We start from the raw sequence: 16,504 nt of genomic DNA, 5'->3' as shown, positions 1-16,504 counted from the left end.
CCCCGCCGTCGTCAAGACCTGAGGGACCCCGCCGAGGAGCGCGCGATGAGTGCCGCAGACACCACCACCCCTGCCAAGGTGCCGCCATCGCGGCAGGCACCGCCACCTCCCCCCGCCGAACTGCCACGGGCGAACCGGCCGTCGGGCGGCACCGCGGTCCCCTGGCTGCTGCTCGCGCCCTGCCTGCTGATCCTCACCCTGGTCATGGGCTATCCGCTGGCCCGCCTGGTCACCCTGTCCTTCCAGAAGTTCGGGCAGTCCCAGCTGTGGGGCTTCCAGCCGGCCGAGTCGGTCGGGTTCGACAACTTCGCGAAGGTGCTGGGCGACGGCGAGTTCTGGACCGTCGTGCTCCGCACGATCGTCTTCGCCGCCGGGGCCGTCGTCTTCACGATGGTGATCGGCATGGCGATCGCCCTGCTGCTCCAGCGGGTCTCCGGCTGGCTGAAGGTGCTCATCAACATCGTGCTGGTGGCCAGCTGGGGCATGCCCGTGATCGTGGCGACCACGGTCTTCAAGTGGCTTTTCGACTCCGACTACGGCGTCTTCAACGCGTTGCTGAGCAAGCTGCCCGGCGTCGAGATGATCGGCCACAACTGGTTCGCGAGCGGACCCGAGGGCCTGGCCGTGATCATGCTGCTGGTGGTGTGGGGAGCCGTGCCGTTCGTCGTCATCACGCTCAGCGCGGGTCTCACCCAGGTCCCGAAGGAACTGGAGGAGGCGGCCCGGCTGGACGGAGCCGGCGCCCGGGGCGTCTTCCGTTATGTCACCCTGCCCGTCCTCAAGCCGATCATCGTGATGCTCACGACCCTGTCGGTCATCTGGGACATGGGCGTCTTCCCCCAGGTGTTCGTCATGCGGGGCGGCCACCCCGAGCCGGAGTTCCAGGTCCTCAACACCTACTCCTACGACCGGGCGTTCGTGGTCAACGACTACGCCCAGGGCTCGGCCATCGCACTGGTCACCGTCCTGCTGCTGCTCGGCGTGGTCGCCGTCTACATGCGGCAGATGCTGAAGATCGGAGAGGTCGAATGAGCAGCACCCTGACCGGCCGCCGGGCGCCGAAGCTCTGGTGGAACGTCCTCGGCCTCCTGGTCTTCGTCACCGCGGGCTTCCCGCTCTACTGGATGCTCAACACGGCGTTCAAGCCCGCCAAGGACGCCATCGACCCGGACCCCAGCCTGCTGCCGACCGGCATCACCTTCGCCAACTTCGGCCGGGCGCTGGACATCGCCGACTTCTGGGGCCCGGTGGGCCGCAGCATGGTGGTGTCGCTGGCGGTGGTCGTCATCGGCATGGTCGTCGGGCTGCTGGCCGCGCTCGCCATCTCGCGCTTCGCGTTCCGCGGCCGCAAGATCGTGATCGTGGGCATCCTCGCCGTCCAGATGGTCCCGCTGGTCGCCATGATCATCCCGGTCTTCCTGCTGCTCAACGACCTGGGCCAGTACGACCGGCTGACCGGCCTCATCATCACGTACCTGACCTTCATCCTCCCGTTCACCGTGTGGACGCTGCGGGGCTTCATCGTCAACATCCCGAAGGAACTGGAGGAGGCGGCCATGGTCGACGGCTGCTCCCGCACGGGCGCCTTCCTCCGGGTGGTCTTCCCGCTGCTGGCGCCCGGCATGGTCGCCACCTCGGTCTACGGCTTCATCCAGGCCTGGAACGAGTACCTGTACGCCCTGATGCTGCTGAGCCAGAAGAACCAGACGGCGACCGTCTGGCTCGGCAACTTCACCACCAAACACGGCACCGAATACGCCCCGATGATGGCCGGCGCCACGATGATGGCCGTGCCCATCGTCGCCCTCTTCCTCCTCGTCCAGCGCAAGATGGCCGCGGGCCTGACCGCGGGCGCCGTGAAGGGATGACCCCACCCGATGACGACACTCGCCGGCGGTACCGACACGCTCACGCGTGACGCCCTGACGGTCCTCCAGCCCGGCTTCACCGGAACCACCGCCCCCGACTGGCTGCTGCGCCGGCTCGGCGAGGGCCTCGCCTCCGTCGGCCTGTTCGGCCGCAACATCGCCTCGCCCGGCCAACTGGCCGAACTGACCGCCCAACTGCGGGCCGAGCGCGACGACGTCCTGGTCGCGATCGACGAGGAAGGCGGTGACGTCACGCGCCTGGAGGTGCGGACCGGCTCCTCCTTCCCGGGCAACCACGCCCTCGGCGCGGTGGACGACGTGGAGCTGACGCGAGAGGTCGCCCACGAACTGGGCCGCCGTCTCGCGTCCTGCGGCGTGAACCTCAACTGGGCCCCGTCCGCCGACGTGAACTCCGACCCGCGCAACCCGGTGATCGGTGTCCGCTCCTTCGGCGCCGACACCGACCTGGCCGCACGGCACACCGCCGCGTACGTGACGGGCCTGCAGTCGGCCGGAGTCGCCGCCTGCACCAAGCACTTCCCGGGCCACGGCGACACGGCCGTCGACTCCCACCACGCCCTCCCGCGCATCGACGTCCCCGCGGACGTGCTGGCCGACCGCGAACTCACCCCGTTCCGCGCGGCCATCGCCGCCGGCAGCCGGGCCGTGATGAGCGCCCACATCCTGGTCCCGGCCCTGGACCCCGACCGCCCGGCCACCCTCTCCCACCGCATCCTGACCGGGCTGCTGCGCGGCGAACTCGGCTACGACGGGCTCATCGTCACCGACGGCATGGAGATGCGGGCCATCGCGGGCACCTACGGCATCGAACGCGGCAGCGTCCTCGCCGTCGCCGCCGGCGCCGACGCGATCTGCGTGGGCGGCGGCCTGGCCGACGACGCGACCGTACGGCGCCTGCGCGACGCCCTGGTCGCGGCGGTACGCGCGGGCGAACTGCCCGAGGAACGCCTGGCCGAGGCCGCGGACCGGGTCCGGTGGCTGGCCCGCTGGGCGAGCACGGCCGGCCGCGCTCCCGAGGAGATCCCCGGCAGCGAGATCGGCCTGCACGCCGCCCGCCGCGCCCTCACGGTCACCGTCGCCCCGGGCCTGGGCAGCCCGGATACCTTCAAGCCCCTCACCGAACCCCCCTACGTCGCCGCCCTCACACCCGTCGCCAACATCGCGGTGGGCGACGAGACCCCCTGGGGCATCGCCGCCGAGCTCGTCCACCTCCTGCCCGGCACGGTGACGGGCAGCTTCTCGGCGGGGGACGGCAACGAGACCGCGGCCGCAGCCGGTGAGAGCGCCGGACGGGCGGCACTCGAGGCCGCCGGTCCGCGCCGCATCGTCGCCGTCGTCCGCGACGAACACCGCCACCCCTGGATGGCCTCGGCCCTCGGCACCCTGCTGGCTGCCCGACCCGACACCATCGTGGTCGAGATGGGCGTCCCCCAGGCCGCACCCCGCGGCGCCCTCCACATCGCCACCCACGGCGCGGCCCGCGTCTGCGGCCGGGCGGCGGCCGAGGTGATCGCCGGGTTGTAGAGCTGCCTCCGAATGTAGTACTTCTTATACATGAGCGAGCAGGTGCACAACAGGTTGGCCGTGGTGCGCGCCGAACGGAAGGTGTCGCGCCAGAGCCTGGCCGAGGCAGTGGGAGCCCACTACCAGACCATCGGCTACATCGAGCGAGGGCAGTACAACCCGAGCCTCGACCTGGCCTTGAGGATCTCGAAGTTCTTCGATCTGCCGGTCGAGGCCCTGTTCTCCCTCGAACCGTTCCGGCCGCTCACGGACGAGGTCTACGGGAGGAACCAGCCATGACGACGACACGCTTGACCCGCTACGACCGGAGCATGCTGCGGCTCATGAACGACCGCCGCGGCCAGGTCTGGTACGCCACGGCGGCTCGCCGGCGCCTGGCCGTCGCCGCGCACATCACCCTCACCGTGGCCATCGGCGCACTGATGACCCACTTCCTCCTCGCCAAGGGCGAGCCGCTGTGGCCCGTCGCCGCGACGGCGGTGCTGCTGCTTCCCTGGATGGTCGCGACCGGCGTCATCAACGGCGCCACCCGGGGTCTGCTGGAGCTGCGCGAACATGTACTGGACGAGCGGCAGTCAGCGGAACGCAGCCGCGTCCTGGCCCGGGCCCACCGCATGACGACCCTGCTCCTGGCCGCGGCGGCGATCGCCCTGCTGATCACGGGCGGCGCCGACGGCGACGCCCCGAAGGCCTACGCCGCACCCCTCCTCCTCGCCGTCCTCGTCGTCCACTGGATCATGCCGCTGTGGGTGGCCGGCCTGCGAGCCCAGGACGAGCCGGCCGACGACGAGGCCTTGTAAGCAGAAGCCCTAGATCCCCTGCCACTCCGGCTTGTTGGCGTAGGTGTACCGGAAGTAGTCCGCCAGCTTCAGCTTCGACGCGGCGGCCTCGTCGACCACGACGGTCGCATGCGGGTGGAGCTGGAGCGCGGACGCGGGGCACACCGCGGCGACCGGTCCCTCCACCGTCGCCGCGACCGCGTCCGCCTTGCCCTCGCCCGTGGCGAGCAGCACCAGGTGCCGGGCCTCCAGGATGGTGCCGATGCCCTGTGTGATCACGTGGTGCGGCACCTGGTCGATGTCGCCGTCGAAGAAGCGCGCGTTGTCGATCCGGGTCTGCTCGGTCAGCGTCTTGATCCGCGTCCGCGACGCCAGCGAGGAGCATGGCTCGTTGAACCCTATGTGCCCGTCGGTCCCGATCCCGAGCAGCTGAAGGTCCACGCCCCCGGCGTCCACGAGCGCCTGGTCGTAGGCCTCGCACGCGCCCTGGACGTCCTCGGCCGTGCCGTCCGGCCCCGTGAACTGGTCCATCCCGATGCCGAGCGGCTCCAGCACCTCACGCCGCAGCACCGAGCGGTACGACTCCGGATGGTCGGCGGGCAGCCCCACGTACTCGTCGAGCTGGGCTATCCGCGCCCGCGTGACGTCCACGGCACCGGAGCGCACCTTGGCCGCCAGCGCCTCGTACACGGGCAGCGGCGTCGAGCCGGTCGCCACGCCGAGCAGGGCGCCGGGCTTGCGCCGGAGCAGCTGGGCCATGGCCTCGGCGATGAGCTCGCCGCCGGCCTTGGCGTCCGGAACGATGACAACTTCCACGCTGGGCCTGCCGATCTGAGAGGGATGCTCAACTGGGACCGGACCCGGGAGGGGTCGTGTGGTTTAGACCAATCTAACAGAGCGGGGGCGCCGCTCCCAGGGTGAAGGCCGCCGGTCCCACGGGGGGCAGCCACCCGGTGCCGGGCAGGTCTCCGGCAGGTGAACAGCACCGGTCCCGCGTGGCCGTTCCGCGGGGCGGGGGAGTGGAATGGGAGCTGCATCTGCCCGCGCCCCGGAAGGAACCGCGCCATGAACGCCGCCGCCACACCGGACACCCTCAGCGAGCGCCCGGGCCGGATCATGGCCCGGGAGATGGCGGAGCAACCCGCCGTCCTGCGCCGGATCCTGGTCGACGGCGCCCCCGCCATCCGGGACGTGGCACAGCGGGTCGCCGCCCGCGCTCCCCGCTTCGTCCTGCTGACCGCCCGCGGCACCTCCGACAACGCCGCCCTCTACGCCAAGTACCTCCTGGAGATCCGGCTCGGCCTGCCCTGCGGACTCACCTCGATGTCCACGACCACGGCCTACGGCGCCCGGCCCGACCTCACGGACGTCCTCGTCGTCACCGTCAGCCAGTCCGGCGGCTCTCCGGACCTGGTCGCCTCGACGCGGGCCGCCCGCGAGGCCGGTGCGATCACGCTCGCCGTCACCAACAACCCGGACTCACCGCTCGCCGGCGTCTCCGAGTACCACATCGACATCATGGCCGGACCGGAGCAGGCACTCCCCGCGACCAAGACGTACACCGCCTCCCTTCTCGCGCTCTACCTGTTCGTCGAGGGCCTGCGCGGCGGCGACGGCGCGCCCGCGCACGTCCTGCCGGATCTCGCCGGGCACCTGCTCGCCCGGCAGGACGAGGTGCGCACTCTCGCCGCCCGCTACCGCTTCGCCGAGCGCATGGTGATCACCTCGCGCGGCTACGGCTATCCCACGGCCAAGGAGGCCGCCCTCAAGCTGATGGAGACCAGCTACATCCCCGCCCTCTCCTACTCCGGCGCCGACCTGCTGCACGGGCCGCTCGCCATGGTCGACAACGTCTCCCCGGTCATCGCCGTGGTCACCGACGGCAAGGGCGGCGAAGCGCTCCAGCCGGTCCTCGACCGGCTGCGCGGACGCGGTGCCGACCTGGTCGTCATCGGCCCCAGGCATCAGGTCGAGCGGGCATCGGCCGGCTTCGTCCTGCCGACGGAGGACGTCGCCGAGGAGATTCAGCCCGTCCTGGAGATCATTCCCCTCCAGCTCCTGGCCTACGAGGTCACCATCGCCCGCGGCCAGGACCCGGACGCGCCCCGGGCGCTGGCGAAGGTGACGGAGACTCGTTGACTACATGAGCGACTCGTTGACCAGGCGAGCGCCCCGTTGACTAGGTGAGCGAACCGCCCGTCACATCCACCCAGCTCCCCGTTATCCACCGCCCCCCGTCCGAGACCAGGAACGCCACCACGTCGGCGACTTCGGCCGGCTCTCCCACCCCGCCCAGCGCCGAATACGCCGCGGCCTTCGCCCAGCCGTCGGCGCTGCCGTGCAGCAGCGGGTCCGTGTTGTCCGTGTCGATGATCCCCGGCGCCACCGAGTTCACCGTGATGCCCCGAGGGCCCAGCACCTTGGACAGGTCCCGCGAGAAGACGTCCAGCGCGCCCTTCGTCATCGCGTACGCCATGTTGTCCGGCATCGCCGCCGTCCGGGCCAGCCCCGAGGAGATGTTGACGACCCGGCCGCCGTCCCGCAGCCGGCTCATGCCCTGCTTGAGTATGAAGAACGGCGCCTTCACGTTCACCGCGAAGACCTTGTCGTACTCCGGCTCGTCCAGCTCCTGGATGGGGCGCGTGGTGCCGATCCCCGCGTTGTTCACCAGGATGTCCAGCCCGTCCGCGTGCCGGTCGAACTCCGCCCACAGGGCCTCGGCATCGCCCGGCAGGCCCAGCTCCATGCCCACCGTGAACGCCGATCCGCCCGCCGCCTCGATCGCCGCGACCGTCTCCTTCGCCGCCGCCTCGTTCCTGCCGTAGTGCACCCCGACCCGCGCGCCGTCGCGTCCCAGCCGCTCGGCGATTCCTCGCCCGATGCCCCTGCTCGCCCCCGTGACGAGTGCCGTCCTGCCCGTGAGCACGCCCATGTCGGCGCCCCCTTCTCATTTCCCTAGCGGTCGCTACAGAAATGACCGTACAGCAGCTCGCCGACATTTTTCTAGTGGCCGCTATAAAATGCACTCCATGGTGAACGACGACGGGACCGCGAGGGCCGAGAGACACGGAACCGCGACGAGCAAGAGCGACGGAACCGCGGCGGGCAAGAGCGACGGAACCCCGGCGGGCAAGGTCAAGGGAAGGCCGCGCGGGCGCCCCCGCTCCTTCGACCGCGAGACCGCCCTGGAGAAGGCACTCCTTGCCTTCTGGGAGCACGGCTACGAGGCCACGTCCGTCTCCGACCTCACCCGCGTCATGGACATAGGTGCCCCCAGCCTCTACGCGGCTTTCGGCGACAAGCAGTCCCTCTTCGAGGAGGTCGTGCAGGTCTACGGCACGAGGTACGGCTCGTTCACGGACCGGGCCCTCGCCGAGGAACCCACCGCCCGGGACGCCGTCGAGCGCACGCTGCGCGAGGCCGCCACCGCGTACACCGAACCCGGCCACCCGCACGGCTGCCTCGTCGTCCACGCCGCCGCGAACTGCTCGACCCCCGAGGTCGAACAGTCGCTGCGGGACCGCCGCAATGCCAACATCGCCGCGTTCGAGAGCCGTATCCGGGCCGATGCCGCCGCCGGCGTGCTGCCCCCGGGCGCCGACGCCGCGGCCCTGGCCCGGTACACCGGAGCGATGATCCAGGGCATGTCGCAACAGGCGCGGGACGGGGCGAGCCGGGAGGAACTGGAGAGGGTCGCGGAAATTGCCATGTCCATCTGGCCCCGCACAGGAACCCACACGGGTTAGGGTGCGGGGAGGACGCTGGCGCGTCCGAGCCGTCGGATAAATAACAACAACGAACAGCCTCCAACGCATGGACACCCACGAGTGGTCTAGTCCACAATGCGTGATGAGAGCGCGTGTGCAGCGCGCACCAGCCTCCGCCTTCCCCGCACAGGAAGGCGGACCGAGGAACCGAGGCTCTCTGCCCTGACTGCCCGGCTCCTCGTCCTTCGGCCGACCGGGACCGCACACCCCACGGCCGATGCTGCTCCGGGCTGCGGTGCCGAGAGGGTTGAGGGTCCCTCTCAGGCGCCGCGGCCCGCGGGTGTTCCAGGAGCCCGTACTTGTCCGGGCCGGTACATTTCAGAGCCGTACAAACCCCCGGGTACGCTCGCTCACGTGCCCTCCATGAACGAACTCGTACGCCAGCACACCACCCTCGACGACACCGATCTCGAGTGGCTCCACCTGCTGGTCTCGGAGTGGCAACTGCTCTCCGACCTCTCCTTCGCCGACCTGGTGCTGTGGGTCCCCACCAGCGACGGCACGCGGTACGTGTCCGTCGCGCAGATGCGGCCCAACACCGGTCCGACGTCCTACCAGGACGACATGGTGGGCCACCTCGTCCCGCGTGGCCGCCGCCCGATGCTGGACGCCGCCCTCGACGAGGGTCGCATCGTGCGCGAGGGGGACCCGGAGTGGCGCGAGGAGGTGCCCGTCCGGGTCGAGTCGATCCCCGTACGGCGCGAGGGCCGCGTCCTCGGTGTCATCGCGCGCAACACCAACCTCCTCACCGTGCGCACCCCGAGCCGCCTGGAGCTCACCTATCTCCAGAGCGCCTCCGACCTCGCGCAGATGATCGCGGCCGGCTCCTTCCCGTTCGCGAACCAGCAGCTCGACATGGACGCCTCCCCCCGGGTGGGCGACGGCCTGATCCGGCTCGACGCCGAGGGCCTCGTCCAGTACGCCTCCCCGAACGCGCTGTCCGCCTACCACCGCCTCGGCCTCGCCTCCGACCTCGTCGGCCAGCACCTGGGCAGGACCACCGCCGAACTCGCCCCGACCAGGGGGCCGGTGGACGAGGCGCTCGCCAAGGTCGCCAGCGGCTGGGCGCCGCGCGAGTTCGAGATCGAGGCCACCGACGGCGTCATCCAGTTCCGCGCGATCCCGCTCAGTCCCAAGGGCACCCGCATCGGTTCCCTCGTCCTGCTCCGCGACGTCACCGAACTGCGCCGCCGCGAACGCGAGTTGATCACCAAGGACGCGACGATCCGGGAGATCCACCACCGCGTCAAGAACAACCTCCAGACGGTGGCGGCCCTGCTCCGCCTCCAGGCGCGGCGCATCGAGTCCGACCGTGGCCGCGAGGCCCTGGAGGAGGCGGTGCGACGCGTTGGATCGATTGCGATCGTGCACGAGACGCTCTCCCAGAACCTGGACGAGCGCGTGGAGTTCGACGAGATCGCCGACCGCGTCCTGGCCATGGTCGCGGAGATCTCCCCGGGCAAGGTCGCCGGCCGGCGCACCGGCCGCTTCGGCATCCTCGACGCCGAGGTCGCCACGCCGCTGTCGATGGTGCTGACCGAGGTGCTGCAGAACGCGTTGGAGCACGGCTTCCGCGAGGGCGACACCGGCACGGTCGAGGTGTCGGCGGTCCGTGGCGGTACGTCCAAGGAGGCCCGCCTGCTGGTCACCGTCCAGGACGACGGCGTCGGCCTTCCGGAAGGCTTCGATCCGCAGACCGCGGGCAATCTCGGTCTCCAGATCGTGCGCACCCTGGTGGAGGGCGAGTTGGGGGGAACCTTCGACATGGTCCCGGCCCCTGAGCGCGGCACCCGGGTGATCCTGGACATCCCGATGCCGGCGCGGAAGTAGAAGCAGCAGCATCCCAGGACCGGTGCGCTCCCTCGGAAGCGGCCCACGAAAGCATTGAGCCCCGGGCCATCAAATGGCCCGGGGCTAAAGCTCGTTGCTGCTTAACTAAGCGCATCGGGGGAACTGCGCGCTGCGGCTCGGGGGCGGGAGATGCGTACTCGCTGTACGCGCCGCCAAGCTCAGGCTGTCAGCAGGGGTGGGTTGTCAGGCGGAGGCCTGACGGGCCCGGTTGCGGGCGGCGCGGCGCTTCATGGCGCGGCGCTCGTCCTCGCTGAGACCACCCCAGACGCCGGAGTCCTGGCCGGACTCGAGCGCCCACTGCAGACACTGCTCGATCACCGGGCAGCGACGGCAGACGGCCTTGGCTTCCTCGATCTGCAGCAGCGCAGGACCGGTGTTGCCGATGGGGAAGAAGAGCTCGGGGTCTTCCTCGCGGCAAACGGCGTTGTGACGCCAGTCCATGGCTGCTACCTCTCCTTGGTATTACGTGCAGGGCTTGCTTGTGAATGTGAACGCTTTCACGAATCCCTCAACAAGTGAAGGGCCGACTGCCAGGTTCCCCGGCGAAGGTCCTGTGAGTTGAAGAGGGGTTCTGGTGATCAGTGGAGGCCGGTGTTGCGGGCCGTCTCGATCGCCACGTAGAGACTCGCAAACCTCAGCGGCGGATACAACCCCTTCTGGAAAGTTTTTTTTGATTCTTCGGTGTCGACTAGGTCACAGCCGTACTTCCATGGGGTGGATCCTGGCCTAAACGTTCGAGTGAAAGGACTTTAGCCAGTTCTGCTCACACAATCACACGCAGTGCACGACGAACGCCTGTGAACGTCACGCTTGTGCGCAGCCCCAGGTGGTCACCGTCCATCTGGAGGGGGAGTGGCACCTTCGAATGCAAGGTGAACGCGGTCAAATCGTGCAGAGAGGTGGCGTGTTTGCCACGGGGTCCGCGCTCGGGGGACGAAGTGAGCAACTGGGTGCCATACCGGGCAACCGCCGCCGTGGAGAGCCGGCTGAGACCGAAGAGATCCAGTCCGGTATCGAACGAGGCCTTAGGTGCCGCGTAGATCGGGCGATTCCCCAGAAACGTCCACGGGGAGGTGTTCGAGACTATGGACAGCACCAGATCGGTGACCGGATCCTCGCCGGCCCGCTCCAGCGTGATCGTCCCGTGCCGGCGGTGCGGCTCGCCGAGGAGCTGGCGCACGACCTGGCGGACGTAAAGAGCGTGTGTGGATTTCCGGCCGCGCTCGCGGTGCTGCTCCACCCGGCCGACCACACCGGCGTCGAAGCCGAGCCCCGCGTTGAAGGTGAACCAGCGGGAGGGCACTGCCTCGTCCTCCGTGCCCGGAGTGCCGGAGGTGAGGCCCAGCCCGACGGTGCGTTCGCTGCCGTCGCGCAGGGCGTCCAGCAGGGCGCCGGTGGCCTCCACCGCGTCGTTGGGCAGGCCCAGGGCGCGGGCGAAGACGTTGGTGGAGCCGCCCGGGACCACCGCGAGGCCGGGCAGCCGCCCCGGATCGGGACCGGCGTGCAGGAGGCCGTTGACCACCTCGTTGACCGTGCCGTCGCCGCCGAGGGCCACCACCAGGTCTATGTCTTCGCTCTCCGCCGCATGCCGGCCCAGGTCACGCGCATGGCCGCGGTACTCGGTGGTGACCGCTTCCAGCTTCATCTCGCTGGCGAGCGCATGGATCAGTACGTCGCGGGTGCGCGCGCTTGTGGTGGTTGCCGCCGGATTGACCACGAGAAGTGCACGCATGACTGGCAGCGTACCTACTGGGTGGTACCGGGCCCAGACCGAGGTAGGGATCAGGTAAGAGAGCGGGGGTGAACCTCACCACGAGGGGCGCGTACGACCAGGGCTACTCTGCAGGGGTGAGCAGTGAGCAGACCCCCACCTGCTCACTGCTCACCCCTGCCCGCCCGCGGCGGCTGACGTACGCCGCGCTGCTGGCCGCCCTGGAAGGACTCGCGCTGGTCGTCGGCGGCGTCTGGATCCTCGTCCTCGGCCTCACGGGGCATCCGGACGACCGGCAGCAAGCCGTCACCGGAGGCATCACGCTGGTCGTGCTCGCACTGCTTCCGCTGCTCGCCGCGCGCGGACTGCTCGGCCGCCGCAGCTGGAGTCGCGGCCCGGCCGTCATCACCCAGCTCATGGCGCTGCCGGTGGCCTACAACCTGCTGCAGGCCGACAGCATGGCCATTCCGGCCGGGATCGCCCTCGCGGTCGTGGCCGTCGCCTCGCTCGTACTGCTGGTGAACCCGGAGACGACCCGGGCCCTCGGGATCCGCGGGCCCGGTAACCCCGGCAACGTGGAGAAGTAGCCGTCACTCCTCGACGAGGAGCTTCTCCCGGAGCTGCGCCAGTGTGCGCGCCAGCAGCCGCGAGACGTGCATCTGCGAGATGCCGACCTCCTGCGCGATCTGCGACTGGGTCATGTTGCCGAAGAACCGCAGCAGCAGGATCCGCTTCTCGCGCGGCGGGAGGTCCTCCAGCAGCGGCTTGAGGGACTCCCGGTACTCCACGCCCTCCAGCGCCTCGTCCTCCGCGCCGAGGGTGTCCGCGACCGCCGGGGACTCGTCGTCGGTGTCGGGGACGTCCAGGGACAGCGTGGAGTACGCGTTGGCGGACTCCAGGCCCTCCAGGACCTCCTCCTCCGAGATCGCGAGCTTCTCGGCGAGTTCGTGGACCGTGGGGGAGCGGCCGTGCAGTTGCGAGAGCTCGGCCGTGGCCGTGGTCAGCGACAGGCGCAGCTCCTGGAGGCGGCGCGGGACGCGCACCGCCCAGCCCTTGTCGCGGAAGTGCCGCTTGATCTCGCCGACGACCGTCGGGGTCGCGTACGTGGAGAACTCCACGCCGCGGTCCGGGTCGAAGCGGTCGACCGACTTGATCAGCCCGATCGTGGCGACCTGGGTGAGGTCGTCCAGCGGCTCGCCGCGGTTGCGGAAGCGCCGCGCGAGATGCTCGACGAGCGGCAGGTGCATGCGGACCAGCTGGTTGCGCAGCTCCGCGTACTCGGGGCTGCCGGGGCTCAGGGTGCGCAGTTTGAGGAACATGTCGCGCGCCCCGCTGCGGTCCGGGGAGCCGTGCTGCGCACCCTGTGCGTGGTGCGCGCGCGGCGCTGCGTCCTCGGAGTGTCGCTCGTGCTCGCTCATCGTCCCGCCCGTCGCCCTTCCCCGAGCCCTCGCCTCCTCCTCCACTCCCGGCTTCGCGCGAGTGGGGGGACCCCCCTGGGCGGGAGATGCCGCGATCCCGCCGCCCGGAGGCGCGCTCCGCACGGCACCGTCCCGCTCCCGCCGCTCGCCTCCCGGGAGGACGACCCCCGCGGAGTCGTCCTCGGGATGCGGGCGGGCCTGCTCGGGGATGCCGTCGATGCCGTCCGCCATGCGCCGGGTGCCGTTGGGCGCCGTGCCCGCGCCCGGGGCCGTGTCCTCGGCCGGCAGCTCTCGTGTGCCGCGCTCTTCGTCCCGCACCGGCCCGTCCTCGTTCCTCACGCCGGCCCGGGTCCCGCGCCGCGCTGTTTGTAGAGGCTGATCGAAACGGTTTTGTCCTTGTCCACGGCGGAGGAGACCTTGCCCGCCAGAGCGGACAGGACCGTCCAGGCGAAGGTGTCCCGCGAGGGGGCATGACCATCCGTGGTCGGCGCCGAGACGGTGACCTCGAGCGAGTCGTCGACGAGGCGGAAGACACAGCTGAGCACCGAGCCGGGCACGGCCTGCTGAAGCAGGATCGCGCAGGCCTCGTCCACCGCGATGCGCAGGTCCTCGATCTCGTCGAGGGTGAAGTCCAAACGGGCCGCGAGACCGGCCGTGGCCGTACGCAGCACCGACAGGTAGGCACCCGCGGCCGGCAGCCGGACTTCTACGAAGTCCTGAGTCGCGGGCTCGCCTGCGATCTGGGACACCCTCACCTCCATGGTGGTACAAGCGTTTCAGGGCCGGGGGTCGCCCCCGGGGTAACGCGATACGTGGTTCAGCGGTGACGCTACCGCGCTCTCAACGATCCTGTCCCCGGGACCCCAACCCCGTGCCGTCACTCACAGTAAACCTGTGGATACGCTCCGTGTCTAGGGGGTTGGCGGGCCCAAATGGGAAGAGCGCGCGCCGGGTTGACGTACCCAGACGTCAGACGGTCGAACCGTCCGGCGCCGGGGTCCTGTCGAGTCACACCAGGACATGATCGACGAAGCACCAGCGCCAGGTCTCCCCGGGTTCATGGGTCCGCATCACGGGATGCCCGGACTCCTTGTGGTGCTCCGCCGCGTGCCGCCCCGGAGAGGAGTCGCAGCAGCCGACATGACCGCAGCTCAGGCACAGCCGCAGTTGCACCGGATCCATGCCCTCCGCCAGGCACACCGGACACGTCTCGCTGAGCGGGACGGGTTCGGGGTGCGGCAGCGCTTCGGCATGCGTGCACTGTTTCATGATTGCCAGGTTACGACGGTCGGGCGGAAGACCGCGTGGAAAAACGAGGGCGGGCGAGAACGATGGACGTGATGCCACTGCTGTTGCTGGTGGCGGGCAGCGCCGGGATCGCCGCGGTGGCCAGGCGCACACCGATTCCCGCGCCGCTGCTGCTGGTGGCGGTCGGGCTCGCGGTCAGTTCCGTCCCGGGCGTGCCGGACTACACCCTCGACCCGCATGTCGTCCTGCCGCTCCTCCTGCCCCCGCTGCTGCACACGGCCGCCACCGACAGCTCGTACCTCGACCTGAGGGCCCAGCTGCGGCCGGTCGCGCTGCTGTCCGTCGGGTACGTGCTGTTCGCGACCTTCGCCGTCGGCTGGGCCCTGTACATGCTCGTGCCGGAGCTGCCGCTGACCGCGGCCCTGGTCTTCGGCGCGGTGGTGGCGCCGCCGGACGCGGTCGCGGCGACGGCCGTGGCCCGCCGGGTCGGGCTCCCGTCACGGATCACCACGATCCTCCAGGGCGAGTCCCTGCTCAACGACGCCACCGCGATCACCGCCTACCGAGTGGCCCTGGCCGCCGCCGTCGGCGAGGGCGCGACCTGGGCCGGCGGCATCGGCGAGTTCCTGCTCGCGGCGGTCGGCGGAGTCGTGGCCGGGCTTGTGCTGATGGCGCCGATCCACTGGATTCGCACGCACGTGAAGGAGGCGCTGTTCCAGAACACGCTCTCCCTGCTGACCCCGTTCGTCGCGTACGCCGCCGCCGAGCAGGTGCACGCCTCCGGCGTCCTCGCGGTCGTCGTCGTCGCGCTCTACCTGGGACACCGCGCGTGGGAGGTCGACTTCGCCACGCGGCTCCAGGAGGAGGCGGTGTGGAAGATGGTCGCCTTCGTCCTGGAGTCGGCGGTGTTCGCGCTGATCGGACTCCAGCTGCCGGTGGTGCTGAGGGGGCTCGGGGAGTACGAGGGGGCCCTGGCCGCCTGGTACGCGGTCGCCGTCTTCCTGGTGGTCGTCGCGACCCGGTTCGTGTGGGTGTACCCGGCGACCTTCCTGCCGCGGCTGCTGTCGGCCCGGATCCGGGAGCGGGAGGCGAGTCCGACCTGGAGGGGGCCGTTCGTGATCGCGTGGGCCGGTATGCGGGGCGTGGTCTCGCTGGCCATCGCCTTCTCGATCCCGCTCACCCTGCACGACGGCGAGGAGCCCTTCCCGCACCGCAACCTCATCCTCTTCCTGACCTTCACCACGGTCATCGGGACGCTGGTCGTGCAGGGCCTCACCCTGCCCCCGCTGATCCGTCTGCTGAAGTTCCCCGGGCGGGACACGCAGGCCGAGACACTGGCCGAGGCCAACGCCCAGGCGCAGGCCTCACGGGCCGCCGAGCGGCTTCTGGACGAGCTTCTCAGCGACGAACGCAACGCCCTGCCCGCCCCGCTCGCCGACCGCCTCCGCATCGTCCTGGAGCGCCGTCGCAACGCCGTCTGGGAACGCCTCGGGCAGGCCAACCCGGTCACCGGGGAGTCCGTAGACGACACCTACCGGCGGCTGTCGCGGGAGATGATCAGCGCCGAGCGCGAGGTGTTCGTCAAGCTCCGGGACGCCCGGTACATCGACGACGAGATGCTGCGGACGCTGCTGCGCAGGCTGGACCTGGAGGAGGCGGCGGCCTTCCGGGAGACGGCGTAGGACGGCGTAGCGGGCGTCACGGGAAAGGGCGGCCGGTGATCACAGCCGCCACCGTCGTCCCGCGCGGGAAGGCGCCTTCGCCGGCCAGGGCGACGAGTCCGTACAGCAGCTTGGCGACATACAGGCGTTCGACGGGTAGTCCATGACGCTGCTCGAAGTCCGCGGCGAAGGTGTCGAGCTCGTCGGGCACGCGCGCGTAGCCGCCGAAGTGGAAGCGGTCGTCGAGGCTCCAGGTGCCGCGCGGGCCTCCGAAGGCCTGTTGCTGCAGGGACCTGACCTCGGCGGTCAGGAAACCGCCCTTGAGGACCGGGACACCGAGGGCGCGCTGCCCAGGGGTGAGTCCGGCCGCCAGCCCCGCCAGCGTGCCTCCGGTGCCGCAGGCCACGGCGACGACATCGGCCCGGCCGTGCAGTTCGGCGCCGAGCGCCCGGCAGCCGCGTACGGCCTGCGCGTTGCTGCCGCCCTCGGGGACGACGTACGCCTCCTCCGCGTCCGCCGCGCGCAGGATCGCCGCCAGGGTCGGCGGCTCGGACGTGCGGCGGTACGTCGTCCTGTCGACGAAGTGCAGCCGCATGCCGTCGGCCGTACAGCGGGTCAGCGAGGGGTTGAGGGGCCGGCCGGCCAGCTCGTCGCCG

General features: G+C 70.6%; 18 protein-coding genes. 10 read left to right on the top strand and 8 right to left on the bottom strand.

The genetic code is table 11. The features are described from left to right. The first annotated feature begins 45 nt into the window (after nucleotides 1–45). The 5 genes from CCL05_RS28610 to CCL05_RS28590 are packed head-to-tail and all read left to right on the top strand — an operon-like array spanning nucleotide 46 to nucleotide 4,213. Nucleotides 46–1,032 carry a carbohydrate ABC transporter permease gene (locus CCL05_RS28610; protein WP_086563477.1) on the top strand — a complete coding sequence of 329 codons (987 nt, stop codon included), beginning with the start codon at nucleotides 46–48 and terminating at the stop codon, nucleotides 1,030–1,032. Next, nucleotides 1,029–1,868, top strand: a complete 840-nt coding sequence (locus CCL05_RS28605) for a carbohydrate ABC transporter permease (RefSeq protein WP_086563476.1) — start codon at nucleotides 1,029–1,031, stop codon at nucleotides 1,866–1,868. Before CCL05_RS28610 ends, CCL05_RS28605 begins: the two co-directional genes overlap by 4 nt. 9 nt (nucleotides 1,869–1,877) lie before the next feature. Continuing rightward, a complete protein-coding gene (locus CCL05_RS28600; protein ID WP_086563474.1) occupies nucleotides 1,878–3,413 on the top strand; it encodes a glycoside hydrolase family 3 protein in 1,536 nt (511 codons plus the stop codon). A 30-nt stretch (nucleotides 3,414–3,443) separates the two neighbouring features. Next, the gene (locus CCL05_RS28595; protein ID WP_010047561.1) at nucleotides 3,444–3,692 is read left to right on the top strand and encodes a helix-turn-helix transcriptional regulator; all 249 of its coding nucleotides are present in this window, start codon (nucleotides 3,444–3,446) and stop codon (nucleotides 3,690–3,692) included. Continuing rightward, entirely contained in the window at nucleotides 3,689–4,213 is a 525-nt protein-coding gene (locus CCL05_RS28590) for a hypothetical protein (protein ID WP_086563473.1), read from the top strand. Before CCL05_RS28595 ends, CCL05_RS28590 begins: the two co-directional genes overlap by 4 nt. A gap of 9 nt (nucleotides 4,214–4,222) precedes the next feature. Here CCL05_RS28590 and nagB read toward each other — a convergent pair whose 3' ends face one another. Further along, entirely contained in the window at nucleotides 4,223–5,008 is a 786-nt protein-coding gene (gene nagB / locus CCL05_RS28585; protein ID WP_086563471.1) for a glucosamine-6-phosphate deaminase, read from the bottom strand. A gap of 249 nt (nucleotides 5,009–5,257) precedes the next feature. Between nagB and CCL05_RS28580 the strand changes: the two genes are divergently transcribed. Continuing rightward, nucleotides 5,258–6,331, top strand: a complete 1,074-nt coding sequence (locus CCL05_RS28580) for an SIS domain-containing protein (RefSeq protein WP_086563470.1) — start codon at nucleotides 5,258–5,260, stop codon at nucleotides 6,329–6,331. Between the two features lie 40 nt (nucleotides 6,332–6,371). Here the strand turns inward: CCL05_RS28580 and CCL05_RS28575 are convergent, their stop codons facing one another. Next, nucleotides 6,372–7,124, bottom strand: a complete 753-nt coding sequence (locus tag CCL05_RS28575) for an SDR family oxidoreductase (RefSeq protein WP_086563469.1) — start codon at nucleotides 7,122–7,124, stop codon at nucleotides 6,372–6,374. A 97-nt stretch (nucleotides 7,125–7,221) separates the two neighbouring features. Between CCL05_RS28575 and CCL05_RS28570 the strand changes: the two genes are divergently transcribed. Together CCL05_RS28570 and CCL05_RS28565 are read left to right on the top strand one after the other, a co-directional pair. After that, nucleotides 7,222–7,938: a TetR/AcrR family transcriptional regulator gene (locus CCL05_RS28570; RefSeq protein ID WP_086563512.1), complete on the top strand. Its 717-nt coding sequence runs from the start codon at nucleotides 7,222–7,224 to the stop codon at nucleotides 7,936–7,938. 384 nt (nucleotides 7,939–8,322) lie between these two features. After that, nucleotides 8,323–9,789 (top strand): sensor histidine kinase, encoded by a 1,467-nt coding sequence (locus CCL05_RS28565; RefSeq protein WP_086563468.1) that lies wholly within the window; start codon nucleotides 8,323–8,325, stop codon nucleotides 9,787–9,789. Between the two features lie 204 nt (nucleotides 9,790–9,993). Here the strand turns inward: CCL05_RS28565 and CCL05_RS28560 are convergent, their stop codons facing one another. Next, the gene (locus tag CCL05_RS28560; RefSeq protein WP_003992873.1) at nucleotides 9,994–10,251 is read right to left on the bottom strand and encodes a WhiB family transcriptional regulator; all 258 of its coding nucleotides are present in this window, start codon (nucleotides 10,249–10,251) and stop codon (nucleotides 9,994–9,996) included. Between the two features lie 322 nt (nucleotides 10,252–10,573). Beyond that, nucleotides 10,574–11,542 carry a diacylglycerol/lipid kinase family protein gene (locus CCL05_RS28555; RefSeq protein WP_086563467.1) on the bottom strand — a complete coding sequence of 323 codons (969 nt, stop codon included), beginning with the start codon at nucleotides 11,540–11,542 and terminating at the stop codon, nucleotides 10,574–10,576. A gap of 116 nt (nucleotides 11,543–11,658) precedes the next feature. Between CCL05_RS28555 and CCL05_RS28550 the strand changes: the two genes are divergently transcribed. After that, nucleotides 11,659–12,108 (top strand): hypothetical protein, encoded by a 450-nt coding sequence (locus tag CCL05_RS28550; RefSeq protein WP_086563466.1) that lies wholly within the window; start codon nucleotides 11,659–11,661, stop codon nucleotides 12,106–12,108. Between the two features lie 3 nt (nucleotides 12,109–12,111). Here the strand turns inward: CCL05_RS28550 and CCL05_RS28545 are convergent, their stop codons facing one another. From CCL05_RS28545 to CCL05_RS28535, 3 genes are all read right to left on the bottom strand, one after another. After that, nucleotides 12,112–13,257, bottom strand: coding sequence for an RNA polymerase sigma factor SigF (locus CCL05_RS28545; protein WP_167409629.1), 1,146 nt, complete (start codon nucleotides 13,255–13,257; stop codon nucleotides 12,112–12,114). Nucleotides 13,258–13,274: 17 nt separating this feature from the next. Continuing rightward, a complete protein-coding gene (locus CCL05_RS28540) occupies nucleotides 13,275–13,688 on the bottom strand; it encodes an ATP-binding protein (protein ID WP_003992877.1) in 414 nt (137 codons plus the stop codon). A 259-nt stretch (nucleotides 13,689–13,947) separates the two neighbouring features. After that, on the bottom strand, nucleotides 13,948–14,208 hold the full coding sequence (locus tag CCL05_RS28535; protein WP_086563463.1) for a UBP-type zinc finger domain-containing protein: 261 nt from the start codon (nucleotides 14,206–14,208) through the stop codon (nucleotides 13,948–13,950). Nucleotides 14,209–14,270: 62 nt separating this feature from the next. Here CCL05_RS28535 and CCL05_RS28530 point away from each other — a divergent pair, with 62 nt between their 5' ends. Then, the gene (locus CCL05_RS28530) at nucleotides 14,271–15,869 is read left to right on the top strand and encodes a Na+/H+ antiporter (protein ID WP_086563462.1); all 1,599 of its coding nucleotides are present in this window, start codon (nucleotides 14,271–14,273) and stop codon (nucleotides 15,867–15,869) included. Between the two features lie 16 nt (nucleotides 15,870–15,885). On the opposite strand, the gene CCL05_RS28525 is transcribed toward CCL05_RS28530, so the two are convergent. Beyond that, a partial coding sequence (locus CCL05_RS28525) for a 1-aminocyclopropane-1-carboxylate deaminase/D-cysteine desulfhydrase (RefSeq protein WP_107400525.1) occupies nucleotides 15,886–16,504 on the bottom strand: 619 nt, incomplete at its 5' end.

Origin of the sequence: Streptomyces africanus (genome assembly GCF_002150735.1) — a bacterium.
Taxonomy (GTDB): Bacteria; Actinomycetota; Actinomycetes; order Streptomycetales; family Streptomycetaceae; genus Streptomyces; species Streptomyces africanus.
Note: the sequence above shows the minus strand (reverse complement) of the source record. Positions and strands in the feature narration are given on the sequence as shown.

Coding starts and splice junctions, on each gene's coding strand:
- CCL05_RS28605 (WP_086563476.1), top strand. CDS start 1,029: ATGAGCAGCACCCTGACCGGCCGCCGGGCGCCGAAGCTCTGGTGGAAC.
- CCL05_RS28555 (WP_086563467.1), bottom strand. CDS start 11,542: ATGCGTGCACTTCTCGTGGTCAATCCGGCGGCAACCACCACAAGCGCG.
- CCL05_RS28560 (WP_003992873.1), bottom strand. CDS start 10,251: ATGGACTGGCGTCACAACGCCGTTTGCCGCGAGGAAGACCCCGAGCTC.
- CCL05_RS28570 (WP_086563512.1), top strand. CDS start 7,222: ATGGTGAACGACGACGGGACCGCGAGGGCCGAGAGACACGGAACCGCG.
- CCL05_RS28575 (WP_086563469.1), bottom strand. CDS start 7,124: ATGGGCGTGCTCACGGGCAGGACGGCACTCGTCACGGGGGCGAGCAGG.
- CCL05_RS28530 (WP_086563462.1), top strand. CDS start 14,271: ATGGACGTGATGCCACTGCTGTTGCTGGTGGCGGGCAGCGCCGGGATC.
- CCL05_RS28600 (WP_086563474.1), top strand. CDS start 1,878: ATGACGACACTCGCCGGCGGTACCGACACGCTCACGCGTGACGCCCTG.
- CCL05_RS28535 (WP_086563463.1), bottom strand. CDS start 14,208: ATGAAACAGTGCACGCATGCCGAAGCGCTGCCGCACCCCGAACCCGTC.
- CCL05_RS28580 (WP_086563470.1), top strand. CDS start 5,258: ATGAACGCCGCCGCCACACCGGACACCCTCAGCGAGCGCCCGGGCCGG.
- CCL05_RS28565 (WP_086563468.1), top strand. CDS start 8,323: ATGAACGAACTCGTACGCCAGCACACCACCCTCGACGACACCGATCTC.
- CCL05_RS28610 (WP_086563477.1), top strand. CDS start 46: ATGAGTGCCGCAGACACCACCACCCCTGCCAAGGTGCCGCCATCGCGG.
- CCL05_RS28590 (WP_086563473.1), top strand. CDS start 3,689: ATGACGACGACACGCTTGACCCGCTACGACCGGAGCATGCTGCGGCTC.
- CCL05_RS28595 (WP_010047561.1), top strand. CDS start 3,444: ATGAGCGAGCAGGTGCACAACAGGTTGGCCGTGGTGCGCGCCGAACGG.